The 19,616-nt window shown below is 66.0% G+C and carries 18 protein-coding genes; 13 read left to right on the forward strand and 5 right to left on the reverse strand.

What is annotated here, in order from left to right:
- Positions 1-99: 99 nt before the first annotated feature.
- The 7 genes from DKT77_RS16255 (at position 100) to recN (ending at position 8,977) form a co-directional block, all read left to right on the forward strand.
- Positions 100-1,035, forward strand: a complete 936-nt coding sequence (locus DKT77_RS16255) for a D-alanine--D-alanine ligase (protein WP_238547954.1) — start codon at positions 100-102, stop codon at positions 1,033-1,035.
- On the forward strand, positions 1,023-1,925 hold the full coding sequence (locus DKT77_RS16260) for a cell division protein FtsQ/DivIB (RefSeq protein WP_109812715.1): 903 nt from the start codon (positions 1,023-1,025) through the stop codon (positions 1,923-1,925). The genes DKT77_RS16255 and DKT77_RS16260 overlap by 13 nt, the downstream gene beginning before the upstream one ends.
- On the forward strand, positions 1,922-3,253 hold the full coding sequence (ftsA, locus tag DKT77_RS16265; protein ID WP_109812716.1) for a cell division protein FtsA: 1,332 nt from the start codon (positions 1,922-1,924) through the stop codon (positions 3,251-3,253). The genes DKT77_RS16260 and ftsA overlap by 4 nt, the downstream gene beginning before the upstream one ends.
- Positions 3,254-3,542: 289 nt before the next feature.
- Positions 3,543-5,159 (forward strand): cell division protein FtsZ, encoded by a 1,617-nt coding sequence (ftsZ, locus tag DKT77_RS16270; protein WP_109812717.1) that lies wholly within the window; start codon positions 3,543-3,545, stop codon positions 5,157-5,159.
- A gap of 229 nt (positions 5,160-5,388) precedes the next feature.
- The gene (lpxC, locus tag DKT77_RS16275; protein ID WP_109812718.1) at positions 5,389-6,309 is read left to right on the forward strand and encodes a UDP-3-O-acyl-N-acetylglucosamine deacetylase; all 921 of its coding nucleotides are present in this window, start codon (positions 5,389-5,391) and stop codon (positions 6,307-6,309) included.
- Between the two features lie 148 nt (positions 6,310-6,457).
- Positions 6,458-7,261 (forward strand): outer membrane protein assembly factor BamD, encoded by an 804-nt coding sequence (locus DKT77_RS16280; RefSeq protein ID WP_109812817.1) that lies wholly within the window; start codon positions 6,458-6,460, stop codon positions 7,259-7,261.
- A gap of 57 nt (positions 7,262-7,318) precedes the next feature.
- Positions 7,319-8,977 (forward strand): DNA repair protein RecN, encoded by a 1,659-nt coding sequence (gene recN / locus DKT77_RS16285; RefSeq protein ID WP_109812719.1) that lies wholly within the window; start codon positions 7,319-7,321, stop codon positions 8,975-8,977.
- Positions 8,978-8,992: 15 nt separating this feature from the next.
- Here recN and DKT77_RS16290 read toward each other — a convergent pair whose 3' ends face one another.
- Positions 8,993-9,940 carry a hypothetical protein gene (locus DKT77_RS16290; protein WP_109812720.1) on the reverse strand — a complete coding sequence of 316 codons (948 nt, stop codon included), beginning with the start codon at positions 9,938-9,940 and terminating at the stop codon, positions 8,993-8,995.
- A gap of 22 nt (positions 9,941-9,962) precedes the next feature.
- A complete protein-coding gene (gene greA / locus DKT77_RS16295) occupies positions 9,963-10,433 on the reverse strand; it encodes a transcription elongation factor GreA (RefSeq protein ID WP_109812721.1) in 471 nt (156 codons plus the stop codon).
- A 237-nt stretch (positions 10,434-10,670) separates the two neighbouring features.
- Here greA and DKT77_RS16300 point away from each other — a divergent pair, with 237 nt between their 5' ends.
- The 3 genes from DKT77_RS16300 (at position 10,671) to DKT77_RS16310 (ending at position 14,940) form a co-directional block, all read left to right on the forward strand.
- On the forward strand, positions 10,671-12,320 hold the full coding sequence (locus DKT77_RS16300; protein ID WP_109812722.1) for an electron transfer flavoprotein-ubiquinone oxidoreductase: 1,650 nt from the start codon (positions 10,671-10,673) through the stop codon (positions 12,318-12,320).
- A gap of 78 nt (positions 12,321-12,398) precedes the next feature.
- Positions 12,399-14,114, forward strand: a complete 1,716-nt coding sequence (locus DKT77_RS16305) for a tetratricopeptide repeat protein (protein WP_109812818.1) — start codon at positions 12,399-12,401, stop codon at positions 14,112-14,114.
- Positions 14,092-14,940: a 4-(cytidine 5'-diphospho)-2-C-methyl-D-erythritol kinase gene (locus DKT77_RS16310; protein ID WP_109812723.1), complete on the forward strand. Its 849-nt coding sequence runs from the start codon at positions 14,092-14,094 to the stop codon at positions 14,938-14,940. Before DKT77_RS16305 ends, DKT77_RS16310 begins: the two co-directional genes overlap by 23 nt.
- 23 nt (positions 14,941-14,963) lie before the next feature.
- Here the strand turns inward: DKT77_RS16310 and DKT77_RS16315 are convergent, their stop codons facing one another.
- The gene (locus tag DKT77_RS16315) at positions 14,964-15,965 is read right to left on the reverse strand and encodes a polyprenyl synthetase family protein (RefSeq protein ID WP_109812724.1); all 1,002 of its coding nucleotides are present in this window, start codon (positions 15,963-15,965) and stop codon (positions 14,964-14,966) included.
- A 55-nt stretch (positions 15,966-16,020) separates the two neighbouring features.
- Between DKT77_RS16315 and DKT77_RS16320 the strand changes: the two genes are divergently transcribed.
- The 3 genes from DKT77_RS16320 to DKT77_RS16330 all read left to right on the forward strand — a co-directional run bounded on the left by DKT77_RS16320 (position 16,021) and on the right by DKT77_RS16330 (position 17,295).
- Positions 16,021-16,236, forward strand: coding sequence for a putative signal transducing protein (locus DKT77_RS16320; RefSeq protein WP_109812725.1), 216 nt, complete (start codon positions 16,021-16,023; stop codon positions 16,234-16,236).
- Between the two features lie 2 nt (positions 16,237-16,238).
- Positions 16,239-17,000, forward strand: coding sequence for a tRNA1(Val) (adenine(37)-N6)-methyltransferase (locus DKT77_RS16325; protein WP_109812726.1), 762 nt, complete (start codon positions 16,239-16,241; stop codon positions 16,998-17,000).
- Positions 17,001-17,118: 118 nt separating this feature from the next.
- The gene (locus tag DKT77_RS16330; protein WP_109812727.1) at positions 17,119-17,295 is read left to right on the forward strand and encodes a YdcH family protein; all 177 of its coding nucleotides are present in this window, start codon (positions 17,119-17,121) and stop codon (positions 17,293-17,295) included.
- A 166-nt stretch (positions 17,296-17,461) separates the two neighbouring features.
- Here DKT77_RS16330 and phbB read toward each other — a convergent pair whose 3' ends face one another.
- Positions 17,462-18,184: an acetoacetyl-CoA reductase gene (gene phbB, locus DKT77_RS16335; protein WP_109812728.1), complete on the reverse strand. Its 723-nt coding sequence runs from the start codon at positions 18,182-18,184 to the stop codon at positions 17,462-17,464.
- Between the two features lie 139 nt (positions 18,185-18,323).
- A complete protein-coding gene (locus tag DKT77_RS16340; RefSeq protein WP_109812729.1) occupies positions 18,324-19,499 on the reverse strand; it encodes an acetyl-CoA C-acetyltransferase in 1,176 nt (391 codons plus the stop codon).
- Between the last annotated feature and the right edge of the window lie 117 nt (positions 19,500-19,616).

Consider the following 19,616-nt stretch of genomic DNA (forward strand, 5'->3'; position numbering starts at 1 on the left):
CGCAACAAGAACCCCGCAGATACCAACAAGAGCCACCCGGAAAACCGGGGGCACCGAGCAGCACAAGGACCCGAGCGGTCCGGAAATCGAGGCAGGATCGTGTCCGACAGCACGAATCCCCTGGTCGCCGTCCTTTTGGGCGGGCCATCGGCGGAGCGTGAGGTTTCGCTTTCGTCCGGGCGCGAATGCGCCGGGGCATTGCGCGCGGCTGGCTACCGTGTGGCCGAGATCGACGCCGGGCGCGACCTGCCCGCCGACCTCGCTCGCATCTCGCCGCAGGCAGTGTTCAACGCACTGCATGGTCGCTGGGGCGAGGACGGAACGGTGCAGGGCCTGCTGGAATGGCTTGGGTTTCCCTACACGCATTCCGGTGTGTTGTCCTCGGCGCTGGCGATGGACAAGACCCGGACCAAGACGGTCTATGCCGAGGCTGGGCTGCCAGTTGTCGAGAGCCGCATCGTGTCGGCCGAGGCGGTCCGCGCGGGCCACGTGATCGACCCGCCCTACGTCGTGAAGCCCAACAACGAAGGCTCGTCCGTGGGGGTGTACCTCGTCCGCGAGACCGGCGACGCGCCGCCGCGCCTTGGCCCCGAGATGCCCCAGATGGTTATGGTCGAACGCTTCGCGCCGGGACGCGAGTTGACAACGACCGTTCTGGGCGCCGGCGTGGGAGGCGGGCAAACGCGGGCGCTGACTGTAACCGACATCGTGACCGAAGGCTGGTACGACTACGATGCGAAATACAAGCCGGGCGGATCGCGCCACGTGGTGCCCGCCGACATTCCGGCGCCGGTCTTCGAGGCGTGCCTCGATTACGCGGTGAGGGCGCATGACGCGCTCGGATGCCGTGGCATGAGCCGGACCGATTATCGATGGGATCCGGCCCGCGGCGTGGACGGGCTGGTGCTACTGGAGACAAATACCCAGCCCGGAATGACGCCCACATCGCTCAGCCCGGAACAGGCCGCGCAGTGCGGGATCGACTTTCCGACCCTGTGTCGTTGGCTGGTGGAGGACGCGTCATGCGGACGCTGATCCGAAGCCGTCGGGAAGACCGTGCCGCCGCACCGCATGACCCTGCGCCGTCGCGCCTGCAATACCGCCTGAACCGCATGTGGCTTTCGCCGCTGGTGCGCGCGCTGGTGACGCGGGTCCTGCCGGTCTGCCTTCTGCTGGCCGCGCTCGGAGTCTGGGGTTCGCGCCCGGCGCAGATCGCCACCATGACGGGCTGGGTCGCCGAGATCCGCGCCTCGATCGAGGCGCGCCCCGAGTTTCAGATCCGACAGATGGCGGTCAGCGGCGCGTCGCCGGTGCTTGCGGACGCGATCCGCGCGCGTGTGGGGCTCGATTTCCCTGTCAGCTGGTTTGACCTCGACCCGGCGGCGATCCGCGACGACCTTGTGCGGCTGGACGCGATCGCGCGGGTCGAGGTCACGGTCGAACTGGGTGGTGCGCTGCGCGTGGCGGTGACGGAACGGGAGCCCGCCATCGTCTGGCGCCGTGACAGCGGGCTGGAACTGCTCGACGCCAGCGGTCACCGGGTCGCCTTCATCGACCGGCGTGACGGGCGCGCGGACCTGCCGTTGATCACCGGGCGCGGTGGCGACGCAGCCGTGCCCGAGGCGCTCCGCCTGTTCGAGGCGGCGGCGCCGCTGGGCGCGCGCCTTGTCGCACTGAAGCGGCAGGGCGAACGGCGCTGGGACATGGTGCTTCTGGACGGTCCGGTGATCCAGCTTCCCGAGACGAACGCCCGCGCGGCGCTGGACCGGATGATGGCGATGGAGACCGCGATGGACCTTCTGGCGCGCGACATCACCACCGTGGACCTGCGCAATCCGGACCGGCCGTCGGTGCGGCTGGGGCCCGAGGCGATGGAGTACTTGCAGATGACGCGTGATTTCACACAGGGGCTTGCGACACGATGATCGGGCTTTTCGAAACCCAGCGGGCGATGCGCCAGATGCGCAAGGCGGCGATGCAGCGTGGCGTTGTGGGCATCGTCGATCTAGGCACCTCGAAGGTGACCTGCCTCATCTTGCGCTTCGACGGCGCGCCGGCGATGGAGGCCGATGGCGTCGGCGCGATGGCCGGGCAAGCGCAGTTCCGAGTGATCGGCGCGGCGACGACCCGTGCGCGGGGCATGCGCCACGGCGAGATCGAGGTGATGCAGGAAGCCGAGCGCGCCGTTCGTACAGTGGTTCAGACCGCGCAGAAGATGGCACAGGTGCGCATCGACCACGCGATCGTGAGCTTCTCGGGTGCCTCCCCGCGTTCTTACGGGCTCACGGGCGAGATCGACCTTGGCGGGCGCGAGGTGTCCGAGGGCGATGTCGCCGCTGTGTTGGCTGCCTGCGACACGCCCGATATCGGTCACGGGCGGACGGTGCTTCACGCGCAACCGGTGAATTTCGCGCTGGACTACCGCAGCGGGCTGTCCGATCCGCGCGGGCAGGTGGGCAACGCGCTGACCACCGACATGCACCTTGTGTCGGTGGACCAGGCGGTCGTGCAGAACATCATGCACTGCATGCGCCGCAGCGATCTGGAACTGGCAGGGCTTGCCTCGTCCGCCTATGCGGCCGGCGTGTCGGCGATGGTGGAGGACGAACAGAAGATCGGCGCGGCGTGCATCGACCTGGGGGCGGGCACGACGGGTCTGTCGATCTTCCTGCGGGGTCACATGATCTATGCCGACACCGTGCGGATCGGCGGGGTGCATGTCACGCAGGACATCTCGAAGGGGTTGGGCATTCCGGTCGCGGTGGCAGAGCGGATCAAGACGCTGCATGGCGGGTTGATGGCCACGGGCCGGGACGACCGCGACATGATCCAGTTGACCGCCGAGACCGGCGATTGGGAACACGATCGGCGCGAGATCTCGCGCAGCGAGTTGATCGGCATCATGCGCCCGCGGGTAGAGGAAATCCTTGAGGCGGTGCGCGACCGACTCGATGCGGCGGGGTTCGACGACCTTCCCAGCCAGAAGATCGTGCTGACGGGCGGCGGAAGCCAGGTGCCGGGATTGGCGTCGCTGGCGGCGCGCATCCTCGGGCAGCAGGTCCGTCTGGGCCGCCCGCTGCGGGTGCAGGGTCTGCCGCAGGCCGCGACCGGCCCGGCGTTCTCGTCGGCGGTGGGACTGGCGCTGTTCGCCGCGCATCCGCAGGACGAGTGCTGGGATTTCGATCTGGCTGAGCATGGTTACCCGGCACGGTCGCTGCGACGGGCGGTCAAGTGGTTCCGGGAGAACTGGTAGCCGTGCCCGCGCGGGCGTGAATCACTCCGGGGTGCACGTTTCCCCCGTGTGGGCCGAATGGCCCGTGATCCTGGCACAAGCGGCCGGCATAGGCGAAGCGTCGCCTACCAGAGGCAGCGGAAGCCCGCCGCAAATGGTGGAAAACGGTGAAAATTAGTCCATACCTTGTGGAAATTTGGGGTTTGGGCCGGATTTACGCGTGACCCGCAGCGCCGGGATGGTTAGAATTGACGCAACGAGCAGCGCGCGGGCGCAAAGTCCGCACATCAGTGACAGGCGGATAAAACAGATGACATTGAACCTCATGATGCCGGAACAGGACGAGCTGAAGCCGAAGATCACCGTGTTCGGGGTCGGCGGCGCGGGCGGCAACGCGGTCAACAACATGATCGAGAAGCAGCTTGATGGCGTGGACTTCGTGGTGGCGAATACCGACGCGCAGGCGCTGCAGCAGAACCGGTCGCCCGCTAAGGTCCAGATGGGCATCAAGGCGACCGAAGGTCTGGGCGCGGGTGCACGCCCGCAGGTCGGCGCGCTCGCGGCAGAGGAATCGATCGAACAGATCGTCGATCACCTCGTAGGGAGCCACATGTGCTTCATCACCGCTGGCATGGGTGGCGGCACCGGCACCGGTGCCGCACCGATCATCGCACAGGCCGCGCGCGAACTTGGCGTGTTGACTGTGGGCGTCGTGACCAAGCCGTTCCAGTTCGAGGGCGCCAAGCGGATGCGCAAGGCCGAGGAGGGCGTCGAGGCGCTCCAGAAGGTCGTGGACACGCTGATCATCATCCCGAACCAGAATCTGTTCCGGCTCGCCAACGAGAAGACCACGTTCACCGAAGCGTTCTCCATGGCGGATGATGTGCTGTATCAGGGTGTGAAGGGCGTGACCGACCTCATGGTGCGGCCGGGTCTGATCAACCTCGATTTCGCGGACGTGCGCGCTGTGATGGACGAGATGGGCAAGGCCATGATGGGCACCGGCGAGGGCGAGGGTGAAAGCCGCGCGATCCAGGCCGCCGAGAAGGCCATCGCCAACCCGCTGTTGGACGAGATCAGCCTGAAGGGCGCGCGTGGCGTGCTGATCAATATCACTGGCGGGCATGACCTGACGCTGTTCGAACTGGACGAAGCCGCCAATCGCATCCGCGAGGAAGTGGACCCGGACGCGAATATCATCGTCGGCTCCACGCTCGATCCGGACATGAACGGCATCATGCGCGTGTCGGTCGTGGCGACCGGGATCGACGCGGCGCAGAACGTGACGGAAACTCCGGTGCCCCGCCGCCGCCTTGAATCCCCTCTTACGAACACAGTCTCGGCAGAGGCAGACAAGGCAGAAGCAGAAGCGGACCTGCCCGCCGTTGCTGCCCGTGCGCCCGAAGCACCGCAGCCCATGCCTGCCGCGGCGCAGGCGCGCCCTTCCGCACCGGCCGCGGCCGCGCAGGGCGAGGATGCGGGACTGTTCCGCGACCTCGACATGCAGCCGACGCAGACGCCGCAGCAGATCGCGGAAGATGACGGCCTGCCGCCGCCCGCCTACGTGCCGCAGGCCCCTGCTGCGCAGGCCGCGCCGCAGGCGCGACCGCAAGCTCCGGCCCCCGGCACCCCGTCGCCGGAAACCATCCGCCGCCTCGAAGCGGCGGTGCGCAAGGCTCCGGAAGGTTATGCGCCCCGGCCCGCCGCACCCGCCCCGGCAGCACCTGCTGCGACGCAAGGCGCCGACAAGGCGCGCTACGGGATCGGATCGCTGATCAACCGCATGACCGGGCACGCGCAAGACCCGCGCGCGCAGGGCGGCCGCGCGCAGCCGCCCATGCAAAGCCTTCCGCAGGATCAACCTGAGGATGATGCCGATCTCGACAAGATCGAGATTCCGGCCTTTTTGCGCCGCCAGGCGAACTGACGGATCACGCAAATTACAGCTTCAGGCCGGGCATTGCCCGGCCTTTTTCATATCTGGAACAATACTTTGGGGTGGTTCTTTGCTGCATGAGCAAAAAGCCGCCGACGCCGCAGCCGGACTGTTTCAGATCCGTCGCAATGTTTGAATTGTGATGCGCGGTGACCTCCCTTAGCTACAGGCTAACAAGAAGGGTCCGTAGCGATCCGGAACAGGCAAGGCTGGGACTCCCATGCAATCGACCATCGCAAATACAGTGCACTTCTCGGGTGCCGGACTGCACACGGGACGGCTCGTGCGTCTCGCGGTGCACCCTGCCGACGTCGATCATGGCATCGTGTTTCACCGCACCGATCTTGACGGCGCGGCTAGGGTACTGCCCGCCCGTTGGGACATGGTCGAACAGACACAACTCTGCACCCGGCTGATCAACGACGACGGCGGATCCGTTTCCACCATCGAACACCTGATGGCGGCTCTGGCCGGATTGGGCGTGTCAAACGCGCTCATCACGCTGGACGGTCCCGAAGTGCCGATCCTCGACGGCAGCGCTGCACCCTTCGTGCGCAAGCTGGTCATGGCAGGCGTGGTGTCGCAGGGGCGCGAAAGCCGGATCCTCAAGATTCTCAAGCCGGTCGAGGTTCGCAGCGGTGACGGGATTGCGCGGCTGGAGCCGTCCAGCGGGTATCATATCGATTTCGACATCGACTTCACCGAGGCGGCCATCGGTCACCAGACCCGATCGCTCAACATGCGCAACGGTGCGTTCGTGCGCACGCTGTGCGACAGCCGTACCTTCTGCCGCCAGTCGGACGTTGACGCGATGCGCGCCAACGGGCTCGCGCTTGGGGGCACGCACTACAATGCGGTCGTGTTCGACGGTGAAAAGGTGCTCAGCCCAGGCGGCCTGCGCCATGAGGACGAACCCGTGCGTCACAAGATGCTGGACGCGCTGGGCGATCTCAGCCTTGCGGGCGGTCCGATCCTTGGCCGCTACACCGGCATCCGTGCCGGCCACGCGCTGACCAACAAGCTGCTGCGTGCCGTGCTTTCGGACCCGGAGTGCCACGAATGGGTCAGCTGCGATCCGCTGACCGCGCTGTCGCTGCCCGGCGTCGGCGTGCGCCCTGCCGATCTGGCACTGTGCGCCTGACCGAACGGCAGGGCGCACAATTCACGCACAAACAGGGGCAATGACCTTTTTCCTTCTCTTTCTTTCGTGGTAACTGCATCACGTCTGTGGAAGGAGCCTGAACTTGGTCACGAGCGTTGTGCATGTCATCCGCCAGTGTGCGCGTGGGATGCTGTTTGTCGGGTTCGGCGCCGTCCTTGCCGGGTGCGCACAGGACGACGGCCCGCCGCTGGAAAACTTCACTCCGAAGGAAATCTATGACCGGGCCGAGTACGAACTCGATACCGGCAATCTGGAGGAATCGGCGCGCTACTTTTCCGAGGTGGAGCGCCTTTACCCCTATTCCGAATGGGCCAAGCGGGCGCTTATCATGCAGGCCTTCGCGCTGCATGCGGACCGGCAGTACGAGGATGCGCGCGGCGCGGCGCAACGCTACATCGACTTCTACCCGGCGGACGAGGACGCGGCATATGCCCAGTACCTTCTGGCGCTGACCTATTACGATCAGATCGGCGAAGTCGGACGCGATCAGGGCGTGACCTTCCAGGCGTTGCAGGCACTACGCACGGTGATCGAACGCTATCCCGACAGCCCCTATGCGCGTTCCGCGATCCTGAAGTTTGACCTCGCCTTTGACCATCTCGCGGGCAAGGAGATGGAGATCGGACGCTACTACCTCAAGCGCGGGCATTATGCCGCCGCCGTCAGCCGCTTCCGCGTGGTGGTGGAGGATTTTCAGACCACGTCGCACACTCCAGAGGCCCTGCACAGGCTTGTGGAGGCCTATCTCGGCCTCGGGCTGGTCAACGAGGCGCAGACCGCTGGGGCGATCCTTGGCTACAACTACCAAGGGTCGGACTGGTATCAGGATACGTTCACGCTGCTGACCGGAGAAGGGCTCTTGCTCGAACCGGCCGGGCAGGGATGGCTTCGCAGCATCTGGCGTCAGTCGGTTCAGGGCCGCTGGCTATAGCACGGGCACAAGCCGGGCGCGGCCTGCCGCCCGCCGCACAGGGATGAACGACACGCCATGCTTCGTGGCCTCGATATTCGCGACATCCTGATCATCGACCGACTGGATCTTGAATTCCAGCCGGGCCTGAACGTGCTGACCGGCGAAACCGGCGCGGGCAAGTCGATTCTGCTGGACAGTCTCGGGTTTGTGCTGGGCTGGCGCGGGCGTGCCGACCTCGTGCGCAGCGGGGCCGAGCGGGGTGAGGTGACGGCCTGGTTCGAGGTGCCCCAAGGCCATGCCGCGCGCGAAGTGCTGGCCGAAGCAGGGCTGCCGGACGGAGATGAGCTTGTGCTGCGTCGGACCAACACCACCGACGGGCGAAAGACCGCCTATGTGAACGACAGGCGCGTGTCCGGGGACGTGCTGCGCCGCCTGTCGGATTGCCTTGTGGAACTGCACGGACAGCATGATGACCGCGGACTGCTGGACGCGCGCGGTCATGGCGCATTGCTGGATGCCTTCGCCGGCCATGACAACCTTCTGTCGGAGTTGCGCGAGAGCTGGCGCGCGCTGGCCGCTGCCCGCAAGGCCGAAGCGGTGGCGCGCGACCAACTAGAGGCCGCCCGCGCGGAAGAGGACTACCTGCGGCATTCAGTGGCTGAGCTTGACGCGCTTGATCCGCAACCGGGGGAAGAGGCCGATCTCGACGCCCGGCGCCGCGGGATGCAGGCAGCCGAACGGGTGCGCAGTGACGTGCAGCAGGCGGCGCAGGTGCTGGGCGGCGACGGTGCGGAAGCGCAGCTTGTCGCCGCGCTGCGCTGGCTGGAAGGCGCTGCGGACCAGATCGGCCCGCTGCTTGAGGCGCCGCTGGCCGCGCTGGACCGGGCGATGACGGAACTATCCGAGGCGCAGTCCGGAGTGGAACGCTGTCTGCAGGCGCTGGACTTCGACCCGTTCGAATTGGAAACCGCCGAAGAGCGGTTGTTCGCACTGCGCGCGCTGGCGCGCAAACACGATGTTCTGGCCGACGATCTGGCCGGGCTGGCCGATGCGCTGCGCACGCGCCTGGCCGGTCTGGACCGGGGCGAGGAGGAACTGGCCGCGCTGGGGCGGGCCCGCGCTGATGCCGAGGCGGCGTTCGATACCGCCGCGACGGCGCTGACTGCGTCGCGCGCTGCGGCGGCCAAGCGCCTCGATGCCGCGATGGCGGCGGAACTTGCACCGCTGAAGATGGAGCGGGCGGTATTCTCGACCCGGCTTTCCGGTGCGGCGCCCGGTCCGGCCGGGCGCGACGCGGTCAGCTTCGAGGTGGCGACCAATCCCGGCGCACCGTCCGGGCCGCTGGACCGGATCGCATCGGGCGGGGAGTTGTCGCGCTTCCTTCTGGCGCTCAAGGTCTGCCTGACGGCGTCGACGCCCGGCGTGACGCTGATCTTCGACGAGATCGACCGCGGGGTCGGCGGCGCAACCGCCGACGCGGTGGGGCGACGGCTGGCATCCCTGGCGGCAACAGGCGGCGGGCAGGTGCTGGTGGTGACCCATTCCCCGCAGGTCGCCGCGCTTGGCGCGCATCACTGGCGGGTCGAAAAGTCAGTCACCGGCGGCGTGACCGTGTCGCGGGTCGTGCCGCTGGCACCGAAGGACCGTATCGACGAAATCGCGCGGATGCTGGCCGGAGATCAGGTGACTCCCGCCGCGCGCGAGGCTGCCCGTGCCCTCTTGGGCGGGCGCTGAACGTCAGCCTGGCATTCAGTCGGAGGACCGGTCGGGCGTATCGCCGAACACGCCTGCGGCGCGACCCACCAGCATGAAGGCCCGCGCGCTGCGGGTTTCCGACAGCGCGATCAACCCGTCATCGCCGAGTTGCGGCGCGATGCCGCCCAGCGTCTGGTCGAACCGCCGCAGGAAGTGATGGGCCGTGTCGCGGTAGACCGTGTTCCGCTGAAGTTTGTCCCGGCAGCGGGCCAGCGCGGCGGGATCATGGATGCCCCCAACCGCCGCGACGGCGCGGGCCCGGTCCCCGGCGGCGAAGCGGCGCCACAGGTCCGGGTTGGCCCTGTCGTGGGCAAGATCATCCATGTAGATCCCGTCCTGAGACAGCAGCGTCAGCATGTCCTGCGCGGCCTGCACTACCAGCCGCGCCTTGTGGTCGCGCAGCGCTTTCTGCAGCGCGCGCAACCCGTCGCGGTCTTCGGGTGTTTCGGGAAAATGCAGCGCGCGGATCAGATCGGGAAGGGTCAGTTCGGGAACCGGTCCCGCGCTTGGATCGAGCGGCAGGCTGCGCTGGCGGGACGCGGGCGGGTCGCGCCTGGCGGCTTGCTGCGCCGAGGGTTCGGGTGCGTTACCGGGGCGCGCCCGCTCGCGTGCCGTGGCGGCAGGGGGCGGGTTTGAGTCTGATGATACATCTTGCGGCATCGAATGTGTCTGCCCGGCGGCTTGCAGCGCTGCGCGCAGCCGGTCGCGGTCGTCTCGGAGTGCCGCCGCTTCGTCGCGCAGGGCCTCAAGCCCCAGAGCCAGCACAGCGGCCGCGCCGATCAGCACAAGCGGCAGCACCGCCGCCAGCAGTGCCCCCGCCCCCGGCGCGTCAGGATAGAGCACAAGGGCGTAAAGCGCGCACCACAGCACTGCCGCCCCGGCTGCGATCCCGATGATCCCGCCGCGCCCGATGCCGCCCGCCTTGTCCGATCGCCCTGTCATCTGGTCGGCGCGTGCGCCCCCGTCAGGAAAACTTGATGCTGAGAATCTCGTAGCTGCGATCGCCGCCGGGGGTGCGCACCTCGACGCTGTCGCCTTCTTCCTTGCCGATCAGCGCCCGCGCCAGCGGCGAGCGGATGTTGAGCTTGCCCTTTTCGATGTCCGCCTCGGGTTCGCCCACGATCTGGTAGGTCTTTTCCTCGTCCGTATCCTCGTCCACAAGCCGCACCGTCGCGCCGAACTTAACGCTGCCGGAAAACTTGCTGGGATCGATCACCTCGGCCCGACCCATAATCGATTCGACTTCCTTGATCCGCCCCTCGATGAAGCTCTGCTTCTCGCGCGCGGCGTGATATTCGGCGTTCTCCGACAGGTCGCCATGTTCGCGCGCCTCGGCGATGGCCCGGATGACGGCCGGGCGTTCCACCGACTTGAGCTTCTTGAGTTCTTCGTCCAGCGCGACGAAACCCGCGCGGGTCAGGGGAATCTTTTCCATGTGTCTTCTGTGTCCTGGCTGCGGCCCTGCACCCTTGACGGCCGGGCGCGACATTTCACAGACCACATCAAAACGGTGACCCGATTGCAAGGGGGCGCAGCAGTCGCCGGACCATGCGGCGTTGCGGCACTGATCGTGACGTTTGAATTGACCTGCGCCGATTTCAACCGATAACCAGCGTAACGCAATTCAAGCGGCGTGCCGCACCCGCAGCATCGCCCGAGAAGAGGATGGCCTATGACCGAACACGTGCGCGAGGAAATGGAGTATGACGTGGTGATCGTCGGAGCCGGCCCGGCCGGGCTTTCGGCGGCGATCCGCCTCAAGCAGCTGGACGCTGATCTGTCGGTTGTCGTGCTCGAGAAGGGCTCCGAAGTCGGCGCGCATATCCTGTCGGGCGCGATCCTCGATCCCAAGGGTCTCGATGCGCTGATCCCCGACTGGAAGGAGCGCGGCGCCCCCATCAACGTGCCCGTGACCGAAGACCGTTTCTACGTGCTGGGAGAGGCCGGCAAACTGCGCATCCCGAACTGGCCGATGCCGCCGCTGATGAACAACCACGGCAACTACATCGTGTCGATGGGCAATGTGTGCCGCTGGATGGCGGAGCAGGCCGAAGAGCTTGGGGTCGAGATCTTCCCCGGCATGGCCTGTTCGGAGCTGGTCTATGGCCCGAACGGCGAGGTGTCGGGCGTCGTTGCAGGCGAGTTCGGGCTTCAGCCGGACGGCACGCCGGGGCCGGGTTACGAACCGGGGATGATCCTGCGCGGCAAATACGTCATGCTGGGCGAAGGCGTGCGCGGTTCGCTGTCAAAACAGGTGATCGAGAAGTTCGGCCTGTCCGACGGCAAGGAGCCGCAGAAATACGGGCTCGGCATGAAGGAGATCTGGGAGATCGATCCAGCCAAGCACAAGGCGGGGTCTGTGCTGCACACGATGGGCTGGCCGCTGGGCGGCAACGCGGGCGGCGGGTCGTTCATCTATCATCTCGACAACAACCAAGTTTATGTCGGCTTCGTGGTGCACCTGAACTACGAAAACCCGTATCTTTACCCCTACATGGAATTCCAACGCTTCAAGCATCACCCGATGATCGCGGAGCTTCTGAAGGGCGGCAAGCGCGTAGCCTATGGCGCGCGGGCGATTTCCGAAGGCGGCTGGCAATCGATCCCCAAGGTCGTCTTCCCTGGCGGCGCGCTGCTGGGGTGCTCGGCAGGGCTTGTGAACGTCCCGCGGATCAAGGGAAACCACAACGCCATGCTGTCGGGCAAGGCGGCGGCCGAAGCGGCGCATGCGGCGCTCGCAGCGGGCCGGTCCGGGGACGAGTTGACAGCCTACGAGAAGAAGCTCCGTACCGGGCCCATCGCGGATGACCTGAAGCCCGTGCGCAACGTCAAGCCACTGTGGTCGAAATACGGGCTGACCACTTCGCTGGTGCTGGGTGGGCTGGACATGTGGACCAACACGATGGGCTTCTCGCTGCTGGGCACTCTGGGCCACGGCAAGACGGACGCCGAGGCGACGCAACGCACCAGTCGGCACACCCTGATCGATTACCCCAAGCCCGACGGCACGCTCAGTTTTGACCGGCTGACCAATGTCAGTTTCGCGGCGACGAACCACGAGGAAAGCCAGCCCGCCCATCTGAAGCTGAAGGACCCGGAAGAGCCGGTTGCCTCCAACTACTGGAAATACGGCGGGCTGGCGGCGCGCTATTGCCCGGCCGGCGTGTACGAATTCGTGGGCGAACCGGGCGTGGATCAGCGGTTCGTGATCAATTTCCAGAACTGCGTCCATTGCAAGACCTGTGATATCAAGGATCCGGCGCAGAACATCGTCTGGACCACGCCACAGGGCGGGGACGGGCCGAACTATCCCAACATGTGACTTCTGCTGCCAAGTTGTGATCCGCGCATTCCCTGCGCGGATTGCCAATGTGCCAAGGCAGGTCTAGGTTTGATCGAAATGATCCGATCACGGAGCCCTGTCTTGCGCATTTCCCGCCCCCTTGTCGTTCTTGCGCTTTGCGCCCAGTTTGCCGGACCGGCCCACGCTTTCGGCACTTCCGGGTCGTATCTGGCGGCGCGGCATGCCAGCTATGAAAGCAATTACGTCGCTGCGGCGGAGTATTACACTCGGGCGCTGGCGCTCGATCCCGGCAACCCTTCCCTGATGGAAGCGGTGATATCGTCCAATATCAACATGGGCGAGGTCGCGCGCGGCTTTCCAGTGGCCCGTCGGATGATTGGCGCCGGCCTGCGCAGCCAGGTGGCGAACATGGCAGGCCTTGCCGAGCGGGTGACCGAAGGCGATTTCACCGGTCTGATCGGCACGCTGCAGGGCGGTGAGACAGTTGGCGCGCTGGTAGACGGGCTGGCGCTGGCCTGGGCCCAGTTTGGCGCAGGACAGGTGACAGAGGCGCTTGCGACGTTCGACGCGGTATCTGCCGAGCAGGGGCTGAAGTCCTTTGCGCTTTATCACAAGGCGCTGGCGCTTGCGATCGCTGGAGATTTCGAAGGCGCGGACGATATTCTGTCGGGCCGTGCCTCTGGACCGCTGCAGATGTCGCCGCGCGGCATCTTGGCCCACGCGCAGGTGCTGGCGCAACTGGACCGGCGCGGTGATGCGGCCGAATTGGTCGGGTCAGTGTTCGGCGCCAATGCATCGCCGGAATTCGAAGCTCTGGTGGCGGACCTGACCTCTGGCGCGCCGGTGCCGTACGACATCGCCACCGACGCGGGGGAGGGGATCGGCGAGGTGTTTCATGCTGTCGGCTCCGCGCTGGTGGGGGAATCCGCGCCGGGCTACACGTTGCTTTACGCGCGCCTGGCCGAATTTCTGAACCCGAACAATGTGGATGCGACACTGCTCAGCGCTGAACTGCTGGAGCAGATGGAACAGTACGAACTGGCCACGCAGACCTATGACCGCGTGCCGCAGGATCACCCGGCCTTCGTGAACGCCGAGATCGGCCGGGCCGAGGCGCTGCTGGACGCCGGACGCGATGAGGGCGCTGTCGAAGCCCTGACGCAGCTTGCCAAGCGCTTTCCGGAATCACGGATCGTGCAGTACCGGCTTGGTGACATGCTGCGCAGCCTCGACCGACACGGCGAGGCCGCGGTAGCCTATGACCGGGCCATCGCACTGACGGACGATCCGCAGCAGTCCGATTGGCCGCTCTTTTTCTCGCGAGGGATCAGCCTCGAACGGACCGACCGATGGGACGAGGCTGAGGCCGATTTCCGCTTCGCGCTTGAATTGCAGCCCGACCAACCGCAGGTGCTGAATTATCTGGGCTATTCGCTCGTCGAGATGGGAGAGAACCTCGACGAGGCGTTGGGCATGATCGAACGCGCCGTCGCCGGGCGGCCCGATGACGGTTACATCACCGACAGCCTCGGCTGGGTGCTTTACCGAATGGGCCGCTACGACGAGGCGATCGTCCACATGGAACGCGCGGTCGAACTGATGCCTGTGGACCCGATCATCAACGACCATCTCGGCGACGTGCTCTGGGCCGTCGGGCGGCGGATCGAGGCGCGCTTCCAGTGGCATCGGGCGCTGTCCTTCGACCCCGAACCCGACGAAGCGCAGCGCATCCGCCGCAAGCTTGAGGTTGGGCTCGATCAGGTCCTGAGCGAGGAAGGGGCAGAACCTCTTGCCGCAATCAACGACGGCTGAGGCCTTCGCCCCGGCCAAGGTCAACCTGTCGCTGCATGTCACCGGACAGCGTGCCGACGGCTATCATCTGCTGGACAGCCTTGTTGTCTTCGCCGGGATCGGGGACCACCTGAACGCAAGGGCCGCGCCGCGCACCAGCCTGCGTGTGACCGGACCGATGCAGGGCACAGTGCCGGACGGGGGCGACAACCTCGTTCTGCGCGCTGCCGCGCTGTTCGACCCGCCCGTCGGTGCGGAGATCACCCTGACCAAGAACTTGCCCGCTGCTGCAGGCCTGGGTGGTGGATCGTCCGACGCTGCTGCCTGCCTTAGTGCGCTGTCGGGGCTGTCGGGCCGCCCGCTGCCGCCGCGCGCCGCACAACTGACGCTGGGCGCGGACGTGCCGGCGTGCGTTGTAGGTGTCCCCCTGCGAATGCAGGGCATCGGCGAGCGGCTGACCGCGTGGCCGCCGCTGCCGCCATTGTGGTTGGTGCTGGTCAATCCCGGCGTAGGCGTTTCCACTCCGGAGGTGTTTCGCGGTCTCGACAGTAGGGACAACGCGCCGATGCCCGACATGCCCCACGCCCGCAGCGCGGCCGATTTCCTGCACTGGCTGCGGGCTCAGCGCAACGACATGCAATCCGCCGCCTGCCGCATCGCGCCGGAGATCGGTGGCGTGCTGGCGGCCATCGCGGAAACGCCGGGCTGTCAGCTTGCGCGAATGTCAGGATCCGGGGCGACCTGCTTCGGGCTTTATACCAGCCCGGACAGCGCGGGGCAGGCCGCCTTGCGGATCGCCCGTGCACAACCGCGATGGTGGTGTCAGGCAGGGGCCATTCTTGACTGAACCCGCACCGGCGGCCTGAGCGGTCAGTTGATACGGGCGACCACGTAATTGGCCAGTTCGATCAGCATGTCCCGCAAATCGCTGGGCGGATGCGCGGCAAGCGCGGTCTTCGCACGGTTCGTCCAGACATTCGCATCGGCGCGCGCGGCCTCCATCGCGCCATGTCGGTCCAGCAGCGCCAGCGCATGTTCGAGATCGCCGTCCTCCTGCTTTCCCTTCTCGATGGTTCTAACCCAGAACGCCCGTTCCTCGGCATCGGCGCGGGCGACAGCCTTGATCACGGGCAGCGTCAGCTTCCGTTCGCGGAAATCGTCACCGATGTTCTTGCCGGTCTGCATGCTGGCGCCGCCGTAGTCCAGAAGGTCGTCCGCGATCTGGAAGGCGATCCCCAGCGCGTCGCCATATGTGAAAAGCGCGCGCACCTGCGCGTCGGAAGCTCCTGCCACAACGCCGCCGACTTCGGTCGCAGCCGAAAACAGCGCCGCGGTCTTGCCGCGCACGATCTTCAGGTAGACCGATTCATCCGTGGCGAGGTTGCGCGCCGCGGTCAGTTGAAGCACTTCGCCCTCTGCGATGGTGGCGGACGCGTTTGCCAGGATATCGAGAACCTTGAGCGAGCCGGTTTCGATCATCAACTGAAACGAGCGGGCGAACAGGTAGTCTCCCACCAGCACTGACGACTTGTTGTCCCAAAGAAGGTTCGCGGTGGGCCGACCGCGCCGCTTGTCGCTTTCGTCCACCACGTCGTCATGCAGCAGCGTCGCGGTATGGATGAACTCGACCGTGGCGGCAAGGTGGATGTGATGCGGCCCCTCATACCCGCACATCCGTGCGGCGGCGAGCGTCAGCATCGGGCGTAGCCGCTTGCCGCCTGCCTCGATCAGATGGGCCGAAATCTCGGGGATGCGCGGGGCGTGTTCGGAGGCCATGCGCTCGCGGATCAGCAGGTTCACCTGTTCCATATCGGGGGCAAGCACCGACGAAAGGCGTTCAACGGGCTTCACTGCGGCTGTATCGAGGCTCATCACGGTTCCGTATGCTGTCTCGACAAGCCCGGGGGCATGCCGTAACTGACTGAATATGAGGGAGCTTCTGCGCACTACCGACCCCACGATCGTGGCCTTTGCCACTGCGCTCCTACAGGGAGAGGATATAGACTGCTTTCCCATGGACGTCCATATGAGCGTTCTTGAAGGATCGATCGGCGTACTGCCCAGACGCTTGATGGTACGCGACAAAGACCTCTTCCGCGCGCGGGCGGTTATGGTGGACAACGGCATTTCCGTGGCGGACTGACGGTGGACGGGGCGCTCACGCGCGATGCTTTTCTGGGTGGCAGGCTTCACTTGTTGCAGCCGACGCGCGGCTATCGGGCGGGCACGGACCCGGTTCTGCTGGCGGCGGCGGTCCCCGCCAAGGCCGGCCAGAGCGTTCTGGACCTCGGCTGCGGGGTGGGGGCTGCGGCGCTGTGCCTCGGGGTGCGGGTGCCCGGACTGCACCTGACCGGGGTGGAGCTTCAGCCGGACTACGCCGACCTTGCCCGCCGCAACGCGGCCGAGGCCGACATCGCCCTCGACGTGGTGACAGCGGACCTTCGGGCGCTTCCGCCAACCGTTCTGGCCCATTCCTTCGACCATGTCCTGACCAATCCGCCTTATTTCCAACGCCGTCATGGAACAGGCGCAGGCAATGCCGGGCGCGAGACCGCGATGGGGGAGGCGCTGCCGCTGGCGGACTGGCTTGATGCTTCGATCCGCCGGGTGCGGCCGGGCGGCACTCTGACGCTGATCCAGCGCACCGAACGCCTGCCGGAGGCGCTAGGCGCGGTATTGGGGCGGATGGGAGCCTGCCAGGTACTCCCGATCACGGGTCGCGCGGGCCGCCCGGCCGGACTGTTCGTTCTGCACGCGGTGAAAGGGCGCCGCACACCGTTCCGGCTTTGTGCCCCGCTGGTCACCCACACGGGCGAATCGCATACGGCCGATACGGAGCAATACACGCATGACTTGTATAAGGTGCTCCGAAATGCCGCACCCCTTCCCGGCTTCCCCGCGCCCTGAATTTTATGGGTCTGCGCGCGCCCATATGACAGACGCGTAACGGAGATGTCTGTTTTTGGTGACAGGTGCCGCGAATTGTGATGCCATGAAGGGGCTCACCCTATCAAAGGAGATATCGATGTCAGTGAATGCACATCTTCAGGAACTCCGCCGCAAACACCAGCACCTGTCCACACAGGTGGAGGAGGCGCAGCGAAGTCCTGGCATCGACGGCCTTCAGGTCGCGCAGCTGAAAAAGCAGAAGCTGCAGATCAAGCAGGAGATCCATCGCCTGTCGGAGAGCCAGGTCGGCTGACGCGACGCCTTCCTTGCGAAGACCGGGGCATGTCGGCAGGCGCCGATATGCCCTTTTTCATGTGCGGCCCGGTGCATGGCCGCGCGGGCAAAAAAAAACCGGCCACAGGGGCCGGTTTTTCTGTCTGTGTCGGGGGGGGCGGCCTTGCGCGGATGCCCCGCTCGGATCAGACGAAGAACTGTCCGCCATTGGCCGAGATTGTGGAACCGTTGATGAAGCCCGCATCGTCTGAGGTCAGGAACGCGACGCAGCGCGCGATTTCGTCGGGTTCGCCCAGACGGCCCGCCGGGATCATGCCGATGATCTTCTCGCGCACCTTCTCGGGCACGGCCATGACCATTTCGGTGGCGATGTAGCCGGGGCAGACCGCGTTGGCGGTGATGCCCTTGGCGGCGCCTTCCTGCGCGAGGCTCTTGATGATGCCCAGATCGCCGGCCTTCGTTGCGGCATAGTTCACCTGCGCGAACTGCCCCTTCTGCCCATTGATCGAACTGATCACGACGATCCGGCCGAAACCGCGGTCGCGCATGCCGGGCCAGACCGGGTGCACCGTGTTGAACACGCCCGTCAGGTTGGTGTCGATCACGTCCTTCCACTGGTCCGGCGTCATCTTGTGGAACGGGGCGTCGCGGGTGATGCCCGCGTTGGCGACAACGATGTCGATCGGCCCAAGATCCGCCTCGACCTGGGCGATCCCGGCCTTGCTGGCTTCGTAGTCGGCGACGTTCCACTTGTAGGTCTTGATGCCGGTGGCCTCGGTGAAGGCTGCCGCCTTCTCGTCATTGCCCGCATAGGTCGCCGCGACCTCGTGGCCCTGTGCTTTCAATGCCTTGGAGATGGCTTCACCGATACCGCGCGAGCCGCCGGTGACAAGTGCAACACGTCCCATGTGCGCTCCTTCCCTTATCTGAGTTGTGTAGGAGTCCTGTAGGTTTTCTGTAGGAGTCCCTTGGGTTTCGATGGCGACACGAACAGGCCGCCTTGGGGCGGGCGGGACCGCGAAGGCCCCACCCGCCCGGTGCAGATGATCAGCTGCGTTCCACGCAGAGCGCGACGCCCATGCCACCGCCGATGCAAAGCGTGGCCAGACCCTTTTTCGCGCCGCGGCGTTTCATTTCGAACAGAAGCGTGTTCAGCACCCGGCAGCCCGACGCGCCGATCGGGTGGCCGATCGCGATGGCACCGCCGTTCACGTTCACGATCGCCGGATCCCAGCCCATGTCCTTGTTCACGGCGCAGGCCTGCGCGGCGAAGGCTTCGTTGGCTTCGATCAGGTCGAGATCGGAGACCTTCCAGCCGGCCTTTTCCAGCGCCTTGCGCGACGCGTAGATCGGGCCCGCGCCCATGATGGACGGATCGAGACCGGCGGTCGCGTAGGAGGCGATGCGCGCAAGCGGTTCGATGCCGCGCTTGGCGGCATCATCGGCATGCATCAGCAGCGTCGCCGCCGCGCCGTCGTTCAGGCCCGAAGCGTTGCCGGCGGTCACAGTGCCATCCTTCGTGAAGGCCGGGCGCAGTTTTGCCATGCCTTCCACACTGGCGCCGTGGCGGATGTATTCGTCCTTGTCCACGACGATGTCGCCCTTGCGCGTCTTCACCGTGAAGGGGATGATCTCGTCCTCGAACTTGCCGGCCTTCTGCGCGGCCTCGGCCTTGTTCTGGCTGGCGGCGGCGAACTCGTCCTGCATCTCGCGGCTGATCTGCCACTTCTCGGCCACGTTCTCGGCGGTCTGGCCCATGTGGTACTGGTTGAACGCGTCCCAGAGACCGTCCTTGATCATTGTATCGATGTATTTCATGTCGCCCATCTTCTGGCCGGCCCGCAGCGCGGCGGCATGGGGGCTGAGAGACATGCTTTCCTGACCGCCGGCGGCGACGATGCTGGCATCGCCCAGCATGATGTGCTGCGCACCGAGGGCGACGGCCCGAAGGCCAGAGCCGCAGACCTGGTTGATGCCCCACGCGGCGCTTTCCTGCGGCAGACCCGCATTGATATGCGCCTGGCGCGCCGGGTTCTGGCCCTGGGCTGCGGTCAGCACCTGGCCGAGAATGGTTTCGGACACCTCTGACTTGTCGATGCCGGCACGGGCGACGACGCCTTCCAGCACCGCGGCGCCCAGATCGTGCGCCGGCGTCGTGGCGAAAGAGCCAAGAAAGCTGCCGACCGCGGTCCGGCCTGCTGATGCGATAACTACGTCGGTCATGGTGGATCCTTCCCAGTATGTATCCAGCGGCACATGCGGACTGGCCACACGCACCGTTGCGCCAAGGCATAGGGGCTGAGAGGGCAAGGAGCAACTGACAGGGTGTCTCAACACCCC

The organism is Meridianimarinicoccus roseus, assembly GCF_003172915.1.
In the GTDB taxonomy this organism is placed as follows: domain Bacteria; phylum Pseudomonadota; class Alphaproteobacteria; order Rhodobacterales; family Rhodobacteraceae; genus Meridianimarinicoccus; species Meridianimarinicoccus roseus.